Origin of the sequence: Pseudomonas sp. Je.1.5.c (genome assembly GCF_051129895.1) — a bacterium.
GTDB classification, from domain to species: domain Bacteria; phylum Pseudomonadota; class Gammaproteobacteria; order Pseudomonadales; family Pseudomonadaceae; genus Aquipseudomonas; species Aquipseudomonas urmiensis.
In genome coordinates this window covers 204443-220379 of the sequence record NZ_JBCPSP010000001.1, presented here as the reverse complement: position 1 = coordinate 220379, position 15937 = coordinate 204443, and the positions used below count along the sequence as shown (strand labels likewise).

Below are 15937 nucleotides of genomic sequence, written 5' to 3'. Positions count from 1 at the left end.
TTGGTTTCTGCACGGTAAAAATATTTCTCCCGCGCAACATCGCCATGTGCCTGGCGGCTGCTGTTCTGTCCCGCTCGGTCATGGCTGGGGTGAGCGCTGGCCCCTAGACTTGAGCCAGGCCGCATTGAAGACGGCTGTCTGCCACACGGTGAATCACGATGATCGCCCATACCCCGACGCTGTTCGCCGCCGTTGCCCTGGTCGCGACCATCCTGGCCTTTTGCCTGTTGCTGGTCGGCCAGTTCAACCGCCGCGACAACCTGCTGTTGACCGGCTGCGGGCTGCTCGCCCATGCCCTGGCGTACGTCTGCTATACGCTGTACGCCCATGCGCCGCTGTGGATCAGCTATGGCTTGGGTAACAGCCTGCTGTCGCTGGCCCTGGCGTTCTATTCGGCGAGCTTGTTCCGGGTGCGTGAACAGCGGGTGCCGTGGCGCTCGATCTTTATCATTCCGGCAGTCATGTTGCTGGGGTTGATGCTGCTGCTCGACACCTTGGAGCCGCGCATGCTGCTGGCGACCTTGGTGCTGATGTTGCAATGCTCGTTGATCCTTTGCTGGGCGCGACGGCACGTCGAGCGGCCAGGCCGGGCGCACCTGCTGCTGGTGATTGGCGCGTTGATCAGCCTGGTCGGGCTGGGCATGCGCGCCGTGGCGGTGGTGCTGGGGGAGGCGGCGGACATGCGCTACGACACCAGCAATCTCAAGCAGACGGTATCGGTGGCCATTGGTACGGTGACGGTGATGATGTATTCGATTGGCCTGGTGCTGATGGCCAAGGAGCGCAGCGAATCGCGCTTGCAGCATATGGCCTTGCGCGATGTGCTGACCGGCACCTACAACCGCCGGGCGATTCTTGAGCGCTTCGCTGTGGAGCTGGAGCGGGCAAGGGGCGAACACAGCAGCCTGGCCGTGGCGATGATCGACATCGACCATTTCAAGCGCATCAACGACCTGCACGGCCACTTGGCCGGTGATGAGGTGCTGTGCCACTGCGTGCGCCAGTTGCAGCAGCGCTTGCGCTTGACCGACAGCCTTGGCCGTTATGGTGGCGAAGAGTTCTTGCTGCTGTTGCCCAATACCGATCGTGAGGGCGCCATGGCGGCGCTACAGGGCTTGCGTGAGGCGATCGCCCAGAGTCCGGCGCGCTTTGCGGGCGATGACATCGAGCTGCGTTTCAGTGTCGGTTTGTGGTGTGGCATCCCCGCTGCCGAGGACAACGCCGCCAGCCTGCTCGGCCAGGCCGACGCTGCGCTCTACCAAGCCAAGGCCGGTGGGCGCAATGCCGTGCATATGGCGGCATTGCTCGGCCCGTGCTGACTCAGGAGGCGGGCTGAATGGCCAGCACCACGCCGTTGGTGATCTGCACCAGCACATAGTGATCGCCCATTTTCACCCAATGGCTGTCCTTTTCCGGGGCGGCTAGGCCTTTGCCTTTCCAGTCGGCAATGGCTGCGTCGTCGCGTTTGTACTGATCTGGCGCTTTGTCGCCAACTTGCAGTTCGCGGTTGTGGGTTTCTGGCGCGGTGACGCTTTGCTCAGCACTTGGCGCGGCCGTGGCGGTCAAGGGCAGGATCGGCAGGGTGGCGCTAAGCAGAAGGGCCGATAGCAGTGGACGCAGTTTCATAGTGATCTCCTAATGGCAGGCATGCCCTCTATGCGACAACAACCTGCTCGGGACAATTCACTCGACATGGCCGCCAGTGCTAGAGTCGCGTTCTTTTTTGCTCCGAGGATCGAACATGCGCGCACTTTTGCCGATGGCCGTAGCGCTGATGCTGGTTGGTTGTGCTTCATCGACCATGGAAGCCGCACGCGGCGGCGCGCCGACTGCGCAATTGGCTTCACAGAAGGCCCCGCAGATCGTCTCGCAATGCATCCAGTTCAGTTGGCAGGAAGAGGCCACGTTCGGCGTTGATGCCAGCGGCTATCTGCAGCCGCGCAAGCAGGGCGGTTACACGGTCTATACCCGAGAGGCGCAGGCGTTCGTCGACGTTTACCCCGAGGCCAACGGCACCCGGGTCGATTATTACGCGCAAAGCAATGACAGCACGGCCCTGCGCCGTCGGGCCGCAGCCGCTACTTGTCTGTAAGGGGTAGAGGGCGATTCCACACTGGGCAGCAATCCTCGAAGGCGTGGAAAACAGCTTCCAGTCCAGGGCTGTCGGGTTGATCGAAGCAACCGAGCAGCAAGGCGACAGTCGGGGCGTCATCTATGGCACCGAGGCTGCTGCCGCAACGGCGGCAGAAAGCGCGGCTGGAACAATCAGAGGAGCGCCAGGTATCGGGCGCACCGCCAGGCCCGGTCCAGCGCACCTGATTGCGAGCAAACTCGACCCAGGTGGCGGTGAGTGCCCCGGTATGTTGTTGGCACCAACGGCAGGAGCAATGGTGTGGGTTGGCGGCGGGGGCATCGGCGGCAAAGCGGATGGCGCCGCACAGGCAGCCGCCCTCGTATAGAGTTGGCATGAGATCCCTTCGTGCGCAGGTGAAATGTCCGCAGTTTATAGTCCAGTTGTAATGGAGATGTCGCCCGGATAGCGAGGTCATTACCGCGGTGCTGCAAAACGGCCTGCGCGAAGCGCCCTGGCGCCTGCCGATGAGCTACACGCTGCAGGCGCTCAAGGACTGATCAGGAGAGAAAGCCGCCGTCGACATTCAGTGCTGTGCCGGTGGTGTAGCTGGAGGCATCGCTGGCCAGGTACAGCACTGCACCGGCCATCTCGCTGGGGTCGGCCACGCGCTTGAGTGGGATCTGTTGCAGGGCGGCGTTGAGGATGGCGTCGTTTTTCACCAGGGCGGAGGCGAACTTGGTGTCAGTCAGCCCCGGCAGCAAGGCGTTGCAGCGGATGCCGAACTGGGCGCATTCCTTGGCGAACACCTTGGTCATGTTGATCACTGCGGCCTTGGTCACCGAGTAGATGCCCTGGAACAGCCCAGGCGACACGCCATTGATCGAGGCAACGTTGATGATGCTGCCGCCACCGTGCTCGCGCATCAGCTTGCCGGCTTCGACCGACATGAAGAAGTAGCCACGAATGTTCACGTCCACGGTTTTCTGAAAGGCGCTCACGTCGGTATCGAGCACGTTGCAGAACTGCGGGTTGGTGGCGGCGTTGTTGACCAGAATGTCGAGGCGGCCGAACTGTTCACGAATACCGGCAAACACCTGCTGGATCTGCTCCAGCTCGCCAATATGGCAGGCCACCGCAGTGGCCTTGCCGCCCGCTTCGATGATGGCGTCGGCCACTTGCTGGCAGCCCTCGAGCTTGCGGCTGGAGACGATCACATGGGCGCCCTGTTGGGCCAGCAAGTGGGCGATGGCCTCGCCGATGCCACGGCTGGCGCCTGAGACGAAGGCGATCTTGCCATCGAGGTCGAACAGTTGGGTCTTGGACATGCTGTTTTCCTTGTTGTCTGTCGTCAGAGTGCGGACTTGCCGATCACTTGCAGGGTCATCTGCTCCAGCAGCTTGTTCATGTGAATGAACTGGGCAAAGCGCTTGTCCTGGGTCTGGCCATGGTAGAACCGGTAGTAGATCTGCTGCACGATCCCGGCCAGGCGGAACAGGCCATAGCAGTAGTAGAAGTCGAAGTTGTCGATAGCGATGCCTGCGCGTTCGGCGTAGTAGTCGACGAACTGGCGGCGGGTGAGCATGCCCGGTGCGTTGCTTGGCTGGCGCCGCATCAGTTGCACCGGCGCTGGGTCATCGGCTTCGATCCAATAGGCCAGGCTGTTGCCCAGGTCCATCAGCGGGTCGCCGATCGTGGTCATTTCCCAGTCCAGTACGCCAATGATGCGCATCGGGTTTGCCGCGTCGAGGATGACGTTGTCGAAGCGGTAGTCGTTATGCACGATGGCGGGGCGTGGATGGTCGGCGGGCATTTTTTCGCGCAGCCAGGCGATGACGTTCTCCCAGCGCGGTGCGTCCGGGGTCAGGGCTTTTTCGTAGCGGCTGCTCCAGCCTTCGATTTGCCGTTGTACGTAACCTTCGGGCTTGCCCAGGTCGGCCAGGCCGCACGCGTTGTAGTCGACCTGATGCAACTCGACCAAACGCTCGATGAAGCTCTTGCACAGGGCCTCTGTGCGGCTGGCATCCAGATCGAGTTCGGTGGGGATGTCCGAGCGCAGGATGATGCCCTTGACCCGGTCCATCACGTAGAACTCGCCGCCAATCAGCGACTCGTCGGTACAGTGCACATAGGCCTTGGGGCAGTAGGGAAAGCCGCTATTGAGCTGGTTGATGATACGAAACTCGCGGCCCATGTCGTGGGCGGACTTGGCTTTGTGGCCAAAGGGTGGGCGGCGCAGGACGAACTCGCGGTTCGGGTAGCTGACCAGGTAGGTGAGGTTGGATGCACCGCCGGGGAACTGGCTGATGGCCGGGCTTCCCTGCAAGCTCGGGATGTGGGCCTTGAGGTAAGGATCGATGACAGTCGCATCGAGTTCTTCGCCGGGGCGTACCTGGGTGGACTGGTCAGTGAGCGTCATGCGTTATCCTTATTCTCGTTAACGAGGATTATTGGCTAATCTAATGGGGCTTCCATGCTGGTACAAGCGTGCCAATGGCATATAGCTGTGGGTGTTGCTGGTCGATCAACGCGCCTGATATTGAAGCCATACAGGCAGTCTTGCTTTCTTCGCCAACCACCCAGGCATCCCGCTAACCGTAGGTTCAGCACCATCCCTGTGAGAGCGAGCTTGCCCGCGAAAAGCGCGCCGCCATGCCCCGGCCAGGCAAAAAAAAACCGAAGCCCGCGCAGGCTTCGGTTTTTCATCGATCATCCCGGACGCTTAGCCTGGGAACAGCTCGCTGAGCTTCATCGACAGCATCATGTCGCCTTCTACGCGCAGCTTGCCGCCCATGAACGCTTGCATGCCGTCGGTCTCGCCGCTGACGATGCCCTTGAGGGTTTCGCTGTCGAGCACCAGGGTGCAGTTGGCGTCTGGGTTTTCGCCTTCCTGGATGTCGCAGGTGCCGTCTTTGACGATCAGCGCATATTGCTTGTCTTCGTCAGTGATGTTGAAGCCGAACACCAGGTCCAGGCCGGCGGCGGCGGCGGGGTTGAACTTTGCTTTCATCGCTTCGACGGCTTTAGCTACATCGCTCATGGCGTATTCCTTGTTAAGTAATATTCGCGTCCGTAGGGACACAATAGGCCGGGCTCATCGATAGGTGATGAGCTCCGGCGCCCGCAACAGCTGCACATGTGCTTGGCTGTTGAAGGAAGCCAGGGTCACGTCGCTGCCACGAAACTTCAGTTGGCTGAGCGAGGTGTTGATGATCTGCCAGTTCAGCGCAAAGGCCTGACTGGGGGTAATTCGAGTCACCAGGTGGAGCAGGGCGGCGATGGTGCCTCCGGAGGTGAAGATGGCGATATTCTCACCGCTGCCGGCGCGCTGCAGTACCCGTTGCAGACCGCCTTGAACCCTTGCGGTGAAGGCAGCCCAGCTTTCCAGGCCATCGTCAGGGTGCTGGCCATCGTGCCAGCGTTGCACCATCAGGGCGAACAGGCGCTGGAACTCACTGCGATTGGTAGTGCCGTTACGCAGGATGTGCAGCGCTTCAGGCTCATCTGGCAGCAAGCCGGGAAGCAGGGTGCGGATCACACCGTCGGCATCGAATTCGTTGAATGCAGGGTCGGTTTCGACCGCCGGCACTGGGCAACCGTGGCCGCTCATCGCGTGCAGGGCAAGACGCGCGGTGTCTTGCTGGCGGCGCAGGCTGCCGGCGATGCAGCGGTCAAGGCGCAAACCGAGCTGGGCCAGGTGCTCGCCCAACGCTTGGCTTTGGCGCTCGCCTACCGCTGAGAGGACGTCATAGTCGTCAGCGCCGAAGGAGGCTTGGCCATGTCGGATCAGATAGAGGTTGCCCACAAAAGTGTCCGGCCCGGTGGAAGTTGCTGGGAGGTTAGGATGCGGCTGACGGGCTGTCAACGAAAAAACATACAAGCGTTTGAAAAGGTTGTTTGAACGGCAGCCAGGCAATGGCCGATGCCTTTGTATCTCACTGTATCTTCTGTGGATTGAGACCGACTTTCATACAAAACCGCGCCACCGGCGATACACCTGCGACACACCGTTGCGGCGAAATGGCTCCATCTCACAACCGAAGTGGAGCACCACCATGAAACAATCGAAAAATACCCTTGGCCTGCTGGGCGCTGCTCTGATCGGCGGCATGGTAATGGGCGGTAGTGCATTCGCCGTCGAGCCTCTGTCCCATGGCTACCAACTGGCTGCGGCCAAGACTGATGGCGAGGGCAAGTGCGGCGAAGGTAAATGCGGCGCTGATAAAGCCGGCAAGCACGCCGAGGGCAAAAACGCCGAAGGCAAGTGTGGTGAAGGCAAGTGTGGCGGCGATAAAAAAGCCGGCGACAAAAAAGCCGCTGAAGGCAAGTGCGGCGAAGGCAAATGTGGTGGCGACAAGGCCGCTAAAGCCGACAAGGCCTAAGCCCGTGCGCTGATGTTGGCGCAAGGTTAAGGGGGCTGCCGGAGCAGAGGATCGATCTGTCCGGCAGCGCTTGTTTGTCCCTTGCCGACGTTCTGCCCAGAGCGTCCCGTGCTCCTGGAGAGCGCTTACTATGAACCCTACATCTTTACGTACCGGACTTGGCTTGCGTCGTGGTTTGCTGGCGCAATTGCTGGCAATGGAGGACGGTGCGGTCGATTTTCTCGAGTGCGCGCCGGAGAACTGGATCGGAGTTGGCGGGGCCCACGGCAAAGCGCTGGCGCAACTGGCCGAGCGTTTCCCCATTACCTGCCATGGCTTGTCGTTGTCGCTGGGCGCCAGCGCGCCGCTGGATCAGGCATTCCTTAAGCAAACCCGTCAGTTCATCGAGCGCTTCGACGTGCCGCTGTACAGCGAACACCTGAGTTATTGCAGCGACGACGGGCATCTGTATGACCTGATGCCAATCCCTTTTACCGAAGAAGCGGTCCGCCATGTCGCCACCCGGATTCGCCAGGCCCAGGATCTGCTGGGCAGACGTATCGCCGTGGAAAACATCAGCTACTACGCAGCGCCTTACCAGGCCATGAGCGAGCTGGCGTTCATCCAGGCTGTGCTGGAGGAGGCTGACTGTGACCTGCTGCTGGACGTCAATAACGTCTTCGTCAACGCCTGCAACCACCGCTATGACGCGGTGACGTTCCTTAACGGGCTGCCTCGGCAGCGGGTTACGTGCATGCACGTGGCTGGCCACTACGACGAAGCGCCAGACCTCAAGGTGGACACCCATGGTGCTGCGGTAAAAGAAGATGTCTGGGCACTGTTCGCTTTGGCGTGTCAGCGTTTTGGAGCCCAGCCGACGGTGCTTGAGCGTGACTTCAACTACCCACCGCTTGCCGAACTGCTTGAGGAGACCGCACGTATTGGTAGCGTGCAGCACACGCACGGAGGTCTGCATGATGGGCGAGCCCTTGCGTGACCAGCAATTCACCCTGTCCCGATATCTGCGTGACCCCGAGCACAATCCACCGCCACCGGGTATCGAAGCACGGCGCCTGAAGGTCTACCGGGAGCTGTTCTACAACAGCCTCGAAGGCCTACTGGCGGGAAGTTTCCCAGTCATGCGCCAGACCCTCGGTGACGTCCGATGGCACGCCAGGGTGCGCGACTTCTATGCCAGTTACCGATGCCAGACGCCATTGTTCACGGAAATCTCCGAGGCGTTCATCGACTACCTGCAGGGCATCGAAGCGGATGCGCCGTGGCAGCTTGAACTCGCCCACTACGAGTGGATCGAGGCGCAGTTGTACCTGAGTGATGCCGAGGATCCGCCCCATCTGCCTGGCGGCGATCTACTCGAAGGCGAGCCGTTGCTGTCATGCGTGGCGCGCGTGCTTGCCTATCGCTGGCCGGTCGAGCAGATCGGCCCCGATTACCAGCCCCAAAGCGCCCCCCAAGCGCCTACCTTGCTGCTGGTGTACCGCGATGCCGATCTACAGGTGCATTTCGCCCGCCTGGCACCGATGGCCTATCAGTTGCTCGCAGGCCTTAGCGGAACGGGCCGCCAGCGCTTGCAGGCGCTGGGCGATGAAAACGTTCAACGCCAAGGCCTGGCGATGCTGGAAGGCCTGCGCGAGCAGGGGATCATCGTCGGGACGCGCTGAACGCCCAAGCCTGCTCAGGCAGCCGCCTCCTTGGCAGCGGGCAGGTCGGTTTTCTTGGCCGCGGGTTTCAAGCGCGTCACCCCGAACAACACCAACGCCAGCCCTAGCACCTGATACGTCGAGATCTCTTCGCTGAGAATCGCCCACGACGCCAGCACTGTCAGCACAGGGCCTAGATTGCCCACCGCCGCCGTTTGCGTGGGGCCCATGCGCTGAATCGCCAGGGCCACCCAGTAGATCGGCAGCACCGTGGAAAAGATCGCCATCAGTCCCGCGTTGAGCCACACCGCCGCAGGTAGCTGCCATAGCTGATTGATGTCCGCCACCAACAAGTAGTGAACCAACACCATCAGCGACGAGGCCGTACCGCACAAGCCCGCCATGCGCATCGAACCCATGCGTTTGAGCACAATGCCGGTGCCGGAGTAGTACAGGGCGTAGGTAACTGCACTGGCAAACACCCACAGCGAGCCGAGAATCACTTGCTGGCCAACGCCAGAGATGCTCACGTCATGCACGAAGGCGATGCCCAGGCCCAGATAGCACAGGCCCATTGCCGCCAGGGTGCGGGTGGTGGGTCGTTCGCGCAGGGCGATGGCCTGGAAGATCAGCACAAGGGTTGGGTAGGTGAACAAGATCAGGCGCTCCAACCCTGCGCTGATGTATTGCAGCCCGTAGAAGTCGAACAGGCTGGACAGGTAGTAACCCAGCAGCCCCAGCAGGATCACGCGCAAGCCGTCAGCGGGCGTCAGCCGAGTGGGGGATTGCCGGCCGCTGAACCACACCAGCCAGACGAACAACGGCAACGCCATGGCCATGCGCATGGCCAGCAGGCTGATCGCATCGACCGGCCCGGCCGCATAGGCGAGTTTGACGAAGATGGCTTTGAAGCTGAAACCCAAGGCCGCCAGTACGGCAAACAAACTGCCGCTGTGGATCTGGCGCGTGAGCAGGGTGCGCAAAAAGGTCATGGCAAATCCAGGCAGTTATCACTGGGCTTATTCTGTGCAGAACGCAATCCACGTTAGAATCGCTTTTAATCGAACATAGCGTTCGCATTTAGAGAAAGCTCAATGCATTTCGATCTTCCCGATCTGCGTTTACTTGCCGCGATTGCCGCTACCGGTAGCTTGAGCAAGGCCGCTGCGACGTTTCCGGTGGCCGTTTCTGCCGCCAGCAATCGCCTGCGCTTGTTCGAGCAACGCTGTGGCTTGAGCCTGTTCACCCGGCGCGCCGACGGTATGCAACTCACCCCAGCCGGCCGGCTGGTATTGGAAGCGGCGCGAGGAGTGCTGGGCGAAGCGCGCAAATTGCAGGACACCCTGCACGAGCTGGCCGGGCAACGGCGCATCACCTTGCACCTGGCCGCTTCCACAGTCACCAACAGCACCTTGTTGCCCGCCGTGCTCGGCCCGTTTCTAGCCGACTATCCAGAAGTCGACCTGCAGTTGGTCGAGCACAAAAGCGTTGACGTATTGCGTGTGGTTCTGGCTGACGAGTGCGAGATCGGCGTCTATGATGGCAATTTGATAAGCGACGGTTTAGTGTCGCTGCCGTTTCGCACCGAGCGCTTGGTCTTGCTGGTCCCGGCCGACCACCCCCTGGCCGGGCGGGAGCAGCTGCGGCTGATTGACGCGCTGGGCTTTGCATTTGTGTGTTTGCCGGGCGAGCGGGCGATGCAGCGTTTCGTCGAAGAGCTGGCGATGAACCTGGCGATGCCGCTGAAAGTGCGCGTTCGCGCGCCAAGCTTTGAAGCCATCGCCCAATTGGTCGCCCAGCACGCAGGCATCGCCATTGTCCCGGAAACTGCGGCGTTGCGCGCCGAGCAAGAGCTGGCGGTGCGCTGGGTCGCGCTGGAGGAACGCTGGGCGACCCTGGAACTGCGCGTGTGCTTTCGTGGCTGGGAGCGGCTCAGTTCACATGGTCGGCAACTGGTGAGTTTTCTCGCTGAGCAGTAACGCGCCAGGCGCTATTTTCCGCTTAACAGCGACAGGGTATTAGCCGCTGGTGCGGATGATGCATGGGCAGTAAGCCACGACGGAAATCGTGCGCGTGCAGTACAGGCGCAGGGCCGCGCAAACTGGTTTTGAACATTTCTCCACTCTTAATTTCAGGCAGGCCCGTCATTCCATGGCGCTCGATCCACCTACCATGCTCACTATCACGATCGCCCTGGCCGCCGCTGCGGCGCTGTACCTGGCGGTCGAGTGGCGCACCGTGCGCGAATCTTCCTTGCTTTACTGGGCAACCGGTTTCGCCATCATCAGCGTGGGCAGCACCCTCGCTTTACTGCGCAGCAACGGCTTTTTGCTGATTGGCATCTGGTTTGCCAATGGCCTGTTGATCACTGCGCATTTCTGCTTTTTGCTGGGCGTTGCCCGCTTTACTGAAACCCGTCTGTCGCGGGCTTGGTACCTGGTGTTCATCACGTGGCTGGTGATGCTGCTGCTGCCGGAAGGGCCGCTGTGGTCAAAAGTGATGTTGCTGGTGCAATCGCTGCTGGTTGCGCTGCCGACCCTCAGGGCTAGTTTTCTCCTGCGCCCACATGGCATGTCGTTGAGCGTAGGCGCTGTGCAACTGCGTTTCGTGTTGCTCGGCCACGGCCTGTTTTATCTGGCCAAGATGATCCCGCCGCTGGTGCCCGGGACGTTGATCGACCTGGCCGCTTTGCGCGGCGAAATCATTCAGGTCTCGCTGGTCGAAGGGGCCATGGCGATCATGCTGATCGCGCTGTCGATGACCGGCACCGAGCGCTACCGGCGTGAGCAGCAGATCGCCCGGCTGGCCGCGCGTGACCCGCTGACTGCCCTGTATAACCGGCGCGCCCTGGAAGTGCGGGCGCCGCGCCTGATCAACGAGGTAAGCGCGGCCCGGCCGGGGGCATTGCTGCTGATCGATATCGACAACTTCAAACTGGTCAACGACCTGTATGGCCACACTGCCGGTGACAGGCTGTTGGTCGGGCTGAGCGAAATGATCCGCGCCATGTTGCCTGCCAGTGCGCTGGCCGCGCGCTTGGGCGGCGATGAGTTCGTGATCCTGCTGGGCAATGCTTCGCCTGCGCGGGTTCATGAGCTGGGCAGCAGTCTACGAGAGCAATTCTTGCTGCTCACTTCGCAATCGTTTGCCACCCCAGCGGCTGTCACCTTGAGCATCGGTGCCAACCTTTTCGACCGACCCCCCGCGAGCCTGGCGGCATTGATCGAGCAGGGTGACATTGCCCTGTACGAGTCCAAGCGCGGCGGCCGTAACCGCATTCAACTGGATGACCAAACCTTGGCCGCACCTTCAGCCCAGCAAGGATGATCGGTCCAGCATCGGCCTGATTGACAGCAAACCACTGGAAACAGGCCGGCGCTCACTCACAGCGTCCTGATCGATGTACTGATCGCCCGAGCACACTCGATTGCCGCAGGTGCCAGCCGCCGCTCAGCCTCTTCCAGCGACCAGCGACTGGTCGGTGCGACCACATGCACCGATGCCACCGGCCGGCCCTGACTGTTGCGCACCGGGGCGGCAACTGCCATGTCGCCCAAGAACAACTCTTCATTGTTGATGGCAAAGCCCTTGCGGCGGATCTCGGCAATTTCGCCGAGGATCTCTTCCAGCGATGTGCGGGTGTACTGGGTGTGCCGAGACAGATCGCTGGCGCGCAGCACGGCCATCGCCTCATCCTCGTCCAACGCGCTCAGGTACGCGCGCCCCGAGGCGGTGCAATACATCGGGATACGACTGCCAATCGGCAAATGGATAGGGATGAACTTAGGCCCGACGAAACGCGCTACGTAGAGCATGTCGTTGCGCACGGGCTCGGTCAGGTTGGTGGTTTCCCCGGTGGTCTGCGCCAGCTCGGCGAGGAACGGGTTGGCGACGTCCACCAGGGTGTCGGCAGCCAGGTAGTTGTAGCCGATTTCCATCACCTCAGGGGTGAGCTGGAAGCGCTTGGTCTGCGGATGCTTGCTCACATAACCCAAGGCTTCCAGGGTATGGATCATGCGCTGCGCCGAGCTTTTGTTGATGCCAGCGGCCTCGGCCACCTCGGCCAGGTTCATGGTGCGCCGGCGGGCGTTGAAGGCGCGCAGCACCGCCAGGCCTTTTTCCAGTGACTGGTTGAACAGGCTGTTGTCGTTATCGTTCATGGATCGTCCCTTGGGCAGGATCACTGGTTAATATCGATATGCGATATTTATAAATCTCTTTACGATTTTTGTAAATCAATTATATTGGGTCGCAAGGCCTCCTGCCGATACCCGAGGCATCCATAACGCATAACGACAACAAACCGCGTCAAATGGGAGTGTTCACCATGTATCCACGCCTTCGTGTGTTCACCTGCGCCCTGGCCCTTGCCGCCAGTTGCATCACCTCCTTGGTCGCCCAGGCCGAGACGTACAAAGTCGGCGCCACCGCTACCGGTGTGCCGTTCACGTTCCTCGATGTGAAGAGCAACAGTATCCAGGGCATGATGGTCGACTCCGCCCAAGCGGTGGCCAAGGCCTCCGGGTTTGAGGTGGATATCGCCCAGACCACCTTCGCCGCACTGATCCCTTCGCTGACCGCGAAAAAGATCGACCTGATCTCCGCCGCCATGCTGCGTACCCCCGAGCGAGAAAAGGTCGTGCAGTACTCGGATCCGGTGTTCGAGTACGGCGAAGGCCTGATCGTGCGTGCCGACGACGCCAAGGCCTATAGCCACATGGATGATTTCAAAGGCGAAGTGGTAGGCGCCCAGGTCGGCACCATCTTCCTCGACGAGCTCAACAAGCGCGGCATTTTCAAGGAAGTGCGCGGCTACGATTCGCTGGCGGACCTGACCCGCGACCTGGCCCTGGGCCGGATCAAGGCCGGCTTTGGCGACCATCCGATCCTCGCCTACCAGATGGCCCAGGGCACCTTGAAAAAAGTCCGTCTGGTCGACAGCTATCAGCCGCAGATCAAAGGTGAAGTGTGCCTGATCATGCGCCAGGGCGATCCGCAGATGCTTGCCCGGGTCAATCAGGGCATCGCCAGCATCAAGGCCGACGGCACCCTGGCCGGCATCATCGACAAGTGGCACCTGGACTGATCGTCGCCTCACGGCGCCCGCAGCGGGCGCCTCTTCCCTGATTGCTCTCTCGCGGACTCGCTTATGTTCTTCCAGAATGCTCTGGACTTCCTGCCCATTCTCTTGAGTGGCGCGGTGGTCACCGTGCAGGTCACGATTGCCTCGTTCCTGCTCAGCTCCCTGATTGGCCTGGCCTTCGCCCTGATGATGGTGTCCAAGGTTCGCTCGGTCGCCCTGTTCGCCGTTTCGGTGGTGAACATCATCCGTGGCCTGCCGATTATCGTGCAGCTGTTCTACATCTACTTCGTGTTGCCGGAATTCGGGATCCAGCTCACTGCCCTGCAGGCCGGCATCATCGGTTTGGGCATCGCCTACTCGGCGTATCAGGCGGAGAACTTTCGCGCAGGTATCCAGGCTATCCAGCAAGGTCAGATCGAGGCGGCAGAGTCGCTGGGCATGCGCGGGCCGATGATCATGCGCCGGGTGGTGCTGCCACAGGCCTTCCGGATTGCCTTGCCGCCGTATGGCAACACCCTGGTGATGATGCTCAAGGACTCATCATTGGTGTCGACCATCACCGTCGCCGAGATGACCCGGGCCGGCCAGCTGATAGCCTCATCGACCTTTGAAAACATGACTGTCTATACCCTGGTGGCGCTGCTCTACCTGGCTTTGAGCCTGCCGCTGTCGTATGCCTTGCGCCGTCTCGAGGCGCGGATCGCCACGAGGAAGCACGCATGATCAGCATTCAGTCGCTGCACAAAAGCTATGGCAGTACCCGCGTTCTCGAAGGCATCGACCTTGAGGTCCAGAGCGGCCAGGTGGTGTGCTTGATCGGCCCATCGGGCTCGGGCAAGTCGACCCTGCTGCGCTGCATCAATGGCCTGGAAACCTATGAAGGGGGCGACATCCTGGTCAGTGACGAGCGGGTCGATCGCAATGCCAAGACCATCCATGAGATTCGCACCCAGGTGGCGATGGTGTTTCAGCGCTTCAACCTCTTTCCCCATCGCACCGCGCTGCAGAACGTCATGGAAGGGCCGATCTATGTAAAGAAGGAAAGCCCCGAGGCGGCCCGCGAACATGCCAAGGCACTGCTGGAAAAGGTCGGCCTGGCCCATCGCATGGAGGCCTACCCGGATGAGCTGTCGGGCGGCCAGCAGCAGCGTGTGGCCATTGCCCGGGCCTTGGCCATGCGGCCCAAGGCCATTCTGTTCGACGAGCCGACCTCAGCGCTGGACCCGGAGCTGGTCGGCGAAGTGCTGGCGGTGATGCGCAAGCTGGCCGAGGAGGGCATGACCATGGTCGTGGTCACCCATGAAATGGGCTTTGCCCGCGAGGTCGCCGACAAGGTGTGCTTCCTGTATGGCGGGCGAATCGTCGAGGAAGGCCCGGCGCGCGAGGTGCTTGGCGCGCCGCAGCAGCCCCGTACCCAGGAATTCTTGCGACGCCTGCTGACCACTGATGGAGGCGTGGCATGAGTGCACGACCTTTGGCGCTACCGCCTTCCTTGTGGGCGAGCACGGCCGCCCCTGGCGTACACACCCCGCCGTTGGCCGAAGACAAGCAAGTCGATGTGGCCGTGGTCGGCGCCGGCTACACCGGCCTGGTTACCGCCCTGCACTTGGCCCGCGAGGGGGCGCGGGTCTGTGTGCTGGATGCCGGCGAGCCCGGCTGGGGCGCTTCCGGACGCAACGGCGGGCAAGTGATCCCAGGGCTCAAGCACGACCCCGACGAGTTGCTGCGCATGTACGGTGGCGAGCAAGCCGAGCGCTTGATCGAAGTGGCCGGGACTGCCGCCGACGAGGTGTTCGAGCTGATCCGCCACTACGACATTGCCTGCGACGCCACCCGCAAGGGCTGGATCCAGCCCGCGGCAACCCCGGCCGCCATGCGCGCGGTCGAGCGCCGTGCGCAGCAATGGCGCAGCCGCGGGGTGCCGGTGGAGATGCTCGACAAGGGCAGCGTTGCCCAGCGCATCGGCAGCTGTGACTATTTGGGCGCCTGGGTCGACCCGCGTGCCGGTAGCGTGCAGCCGCTGAGCTACGCACGCGGCTTGGCCAGGGCGGCCATCGCCGAAGGCGCGCAGATCCATGGCCACAACCGCGTCACCGGCCTGCAGCGTGACAGCCGTGGCTGGACCCTCACCACCGATACCCGGCGCACGGTCAGCGCCGAGCGCGTGGTGCTGGCCACCAATGGCTATACCGACGATTTGTGGCCAAAGCTGCGTCAGACGGTGCTGGCGGCTAACAGTTTCATCGTTGCCACCCGGCCGCTGCCGGACGCACTGCGGCGCACGGTGCTGCCTGGCGGTGAGGTGTGTTCCGATGCGCGCCGGCTGCTGTTGTATTTCAAGCAGGATGCCCAAGGCCGACTGCTGCTCGGTGGGCGTGGGCCGTTTGCCGAGCCCAAGGCTGCCAGCGACTGGAACCACCTGCGTCGCTCGGTGCTGGGCTTGTTCCCGCATCTGGCCGGGGTCGAGTTCGAATACCAGTGGAGCGGGCGCGTTGCCCTGACCCAGGATTTCATGCCGCACCTGCACGAGCCGGCGCCGGGTCTGAGCATCCTGCTCGGTTACAACGGTCGAGGTATTGCCATGTCGTCCGCACTTGGCCGGCACCTGGCACAGCGACTGCTGGGCAAGGCGCAGCAGTTTCCGTTTCCGCTGTCACCGATCCGACCGATTCCGTTCCATGGCCTGCAGCGTTTGTACCTGGGCGTGGGCATTGCCTGGTATCGCTTGCTCGATGCCGTTCTCTGACTTATTAGGAGGTAG

General features: G+C 61.8%; 18 protein-coding genes and 1 pseudogene. 11 read left to right on the top strand and 8 right to left on the bottom strand.

What is annotated here, in order from left to right; genetic code table 11:
* Positions 1-158 precede the first annotated feature (158 nt).
* Positions 159-1319: a GGDEF domain-containing protein gene (locus AAZU54_RS01045; protein ID WP_186555102.1), complete on the top strand. Its 1161-nt coding sequence runs from the start codon at positions 159-161 to the stop codon at positions 1317-1319.
* A gap of 1 nt (position 1320) precedes the next feature.
* Here the strand turns inward: AAZU54_RS01045 and AAZU54_RS01040 are convergent, their stop codons facing one another.
* Positions 1321-1626, bottom strand: a complete 306-nt coding sequence (locus tag AAZU54_RS01040) for an RcnB family protein (RefSeq protein WP_186555103.1) — start codon at positions 1624-1626, stop codon at positions 1321-1323.
* Positions 1627-1741: 115 nt separating this feature from the next.
* On the opposite strand from AAZU54_RS01040, the gene AAZU54_RS01035 reads away from it, so the two are divergent.
* Positions 1742-2092 carry a hypothetical protein gene (locus tag AAZU54_RS01035; protein ID WP_312153361.1) on the top strand — a complete coding sequence of 117 codons (351 nt, stop codon included), beginning with the start codon at positions 1742-1744 and terminating at the stop codon, positions 2090-2092.
* Here AAZU54_RS01035 and AAZU54_RS01030 read toward each other — a convergent pair.
* The 5 genes from AAZU54_RS01030 to AAZU54_RS01010 form a co-directional block, all read right to left on the bottom strand.
* Positions 2079-2468: a GFA family protein gene (locus AAZU54_RS01030; RefSeq protein ID WP_186555105.1), complete on the bottom strand. Its 390-nt coding sequence runs from the start codon at positions 2466-2468 to the stop codon at positions 2079-2081. The genes AAZU54_RS01035 and AAZU54_RS01030 overlap by 14 nt on opposite strands.
* Before the next feature lie 163 nt (positions 2469-2631).
* Positions 2632-3399: an SDR family oxidoreductase gene (locus AAZU54_RS01025; protein WP_186555106.1), complete on the bottom strand. Its 768-nt coding sequence runs from the start codon at positions 3397-3399 to the stop codon at positions 2632-2634.
* A gap of 23 nt (positions 3400-3422) precedes the next feature.
* Positions 3423-4490 carry a phosphotransferase family protein gene (locus AAZU54_RS01020; RefSeq protein ID WP_434726336.1) on the bottom strand — a complete coding sequence of 356 codons (1068 nt, stop codon included), beginning with the start codon at positions 4488-4490 and terminating at the stop codon, positions 3423-3425.
* A gap of 303 nt (positions 4491-4793) precedes the next feature.
* On the bottom strand, positions 4794-5111 hold the full coding sequence (locus AAZU54_RS01015; protein ID WP_186555108.1) for an SCP2 sterol-binding domain-containing protein: 318 nt from the start codon (positions 5109-5111) through the stop codon (positions 4794-4796).
* A 54-nt stretch (positions 5112-5165) separates the two neighbouring features.
* On the bottom strand, positions 5166-5876 hold the full coding sequence (locus AAZU54_RS01010) for a histidine phosphatase family protein (protein ID WP_186555109.1): 711 nt from the start codon (positions 5874-5876) through the stop codon (positions 5166-5168).
* Between the two features lie 250 nt (positions 5877-6126).
* Between AAZU54_RS01010 and AAZU54_RS01005 the strand changes: the two are divergent.
* The 3 genes and pseudogenes from AAZU54_RS01005 to AAZU54_RS00995 all read left to right on the top strand — a co-directional run.
* Positions 6127-6444, top strand: a pseudogene (locus AAZU54_RS01005) (HvfA family oxazolone/thioamide-modified RiPP metallophore); the annotation flags it as partial.
* A gap of 139 nt (positions 6445-6583) precedes the next feature.
* The gene (locus AAZU54_RS01000; protein WP_434726335.1) at positions 6584-7429 is read left to right on the top strand and encodes an HvfB family MNIO-type RiPP peptide maturase; all 846 of its coding nucleotides are present in this window, start codon (positions 6584-6586) and stop codon (positions 7427-7429) included.
* Positions 7410-8114, top strand: a complete 705-nt coding sequence (locus tag AAZU54_RS00995; RefSeq protein ID WP_405129464.1) for an HvfC family RiPP maturation protein — start codon at positions 7410-7412, stop codon at positions 8112-8114. The genes AAZU54_RS01000 and AAZU54_RS00995 overlap by 20 nt, the downstream gene beginning before the upstream one ends.
* A gap of 14 nt (positions 8115-8128) precedes the next feature.
* Here the strand turns inward: AAZU54_RS00995 and AAZU54_RS00990 are convergent, their stop codons facing one another.
* A complete protein-coding gene (locus AAZU54_RS00990; RefSeq protein WP_186555111.1) occupies positions 8129-9085 on the bottom strand; it encodes a DMT family transporter in 957 nt (318 codons plus the stop codon).
* A 102-nt stretch (positions 9086-9187) separates the two neighbouring features.
* Between AAZU54_RS00990 and AAZU54_RS00985 the strand changes: the two genes are divergently transcribed.
* Together AAZU54_RS00985 and AAZU54_RS00980 are read left to right on the top strand one after the other, a co-directional pair.
* Positions 9188-10072, top strand: coding sequence for a LysR substrate-binding domain-containing protein (locus AAZU54_RS00985; RefSeq protein WP_312154091.1), 885 nt, complete (start codon positions 9188-9190; stop codon positions 10070-10072).
* A 172-nt stretch (positions 10073-10244) separates the two neighbouring features.
* Positions 10245-11420, top strand: coding sequence for a GGDEF domain-containing protein (locus AAZU54_RS00980; protein ID WP_186555113.1), 1176 nt, complete (start codon positions 10245-10247; stop codon positions 11418-11420).
* A gap of 56 nt (positions 11421-11476) precedes the next feature.
* Here AAZU54_RS00980 and AAZU54_RS00975 read toward each other — a convergent pair whose 3' ends face one another.
* Positions 11477-12253, bottom strand: a complete 777-nt coding sequence (locus AAZU54_RS00975) for an IclR family transcriptional regulator (RefSeq protein WP_186555114.1) — start codon at positions 12251-12253, stop codon at positions 11477-11479.
* A 167-nt stretch (positions 12254-12420) separates the two neighbouring features.
* Here AAZU54_RS00975 and AAZU54_RS00970 point away from each other — a divergent pair, with 167 nt between their 5' ends.
* From AAZU54_RS00970 to AAZU54_RS00955, 4 genes are all read left to right on the top strand, one after another.
* Positions 12421-13179, top strand: coding sequence for an ABC transporter substrate-binding protein (locus AAZU54_RS00970; protein WP_434726334.1), 759 nt, complete (start codon positions 12421-12423; stop codon positions 13177-13179).
* 63 nt (positions 13180-13242) lie between these two features.
* Positions 13243-13899 carry an amino acid ABC transporter permease gene (locus AAZU54_RS00965; RefSeq protein ID WP_186555116.1) on the top strand — a complete coding sequence of 219 codons (657 nt, stop codon included), beginning with the start codon at positions 13243-13245 and terminating at the stop codon, positions 13897-13899.
* A complete protein-coding gene (locus tag AAZU54_RS00960; protein WP_186555117.1) occupies positions 13896-14639 on the top strand; it encodes an amino acid ABC transporter ATP-binding protein in 744 nt (247 codons plus the stop codon). Before AAZU54_RS00965 ends, AAZU54_RS00960 begins: the two co-directional genes overlap by 4 nt.
* Positions 14636-15922: an NAD(P)/FAD-dependent oxidoreductase gene (locus AAZU54_RS00955; RefSeq protein WP_186555118.1), complete on the top strand. Its 1287-nt coding sequence runs from the start codon at positions 14636-14638 to the stop codon at positions 15920-15922. The genes AAZU54_RS00960 and AAZU54_RS00955 overlap by 4 nt, the downstream gene beginning before the upstream one ends.
* Positions 15923-15937 lie beyond the last annotated feature (15 nt).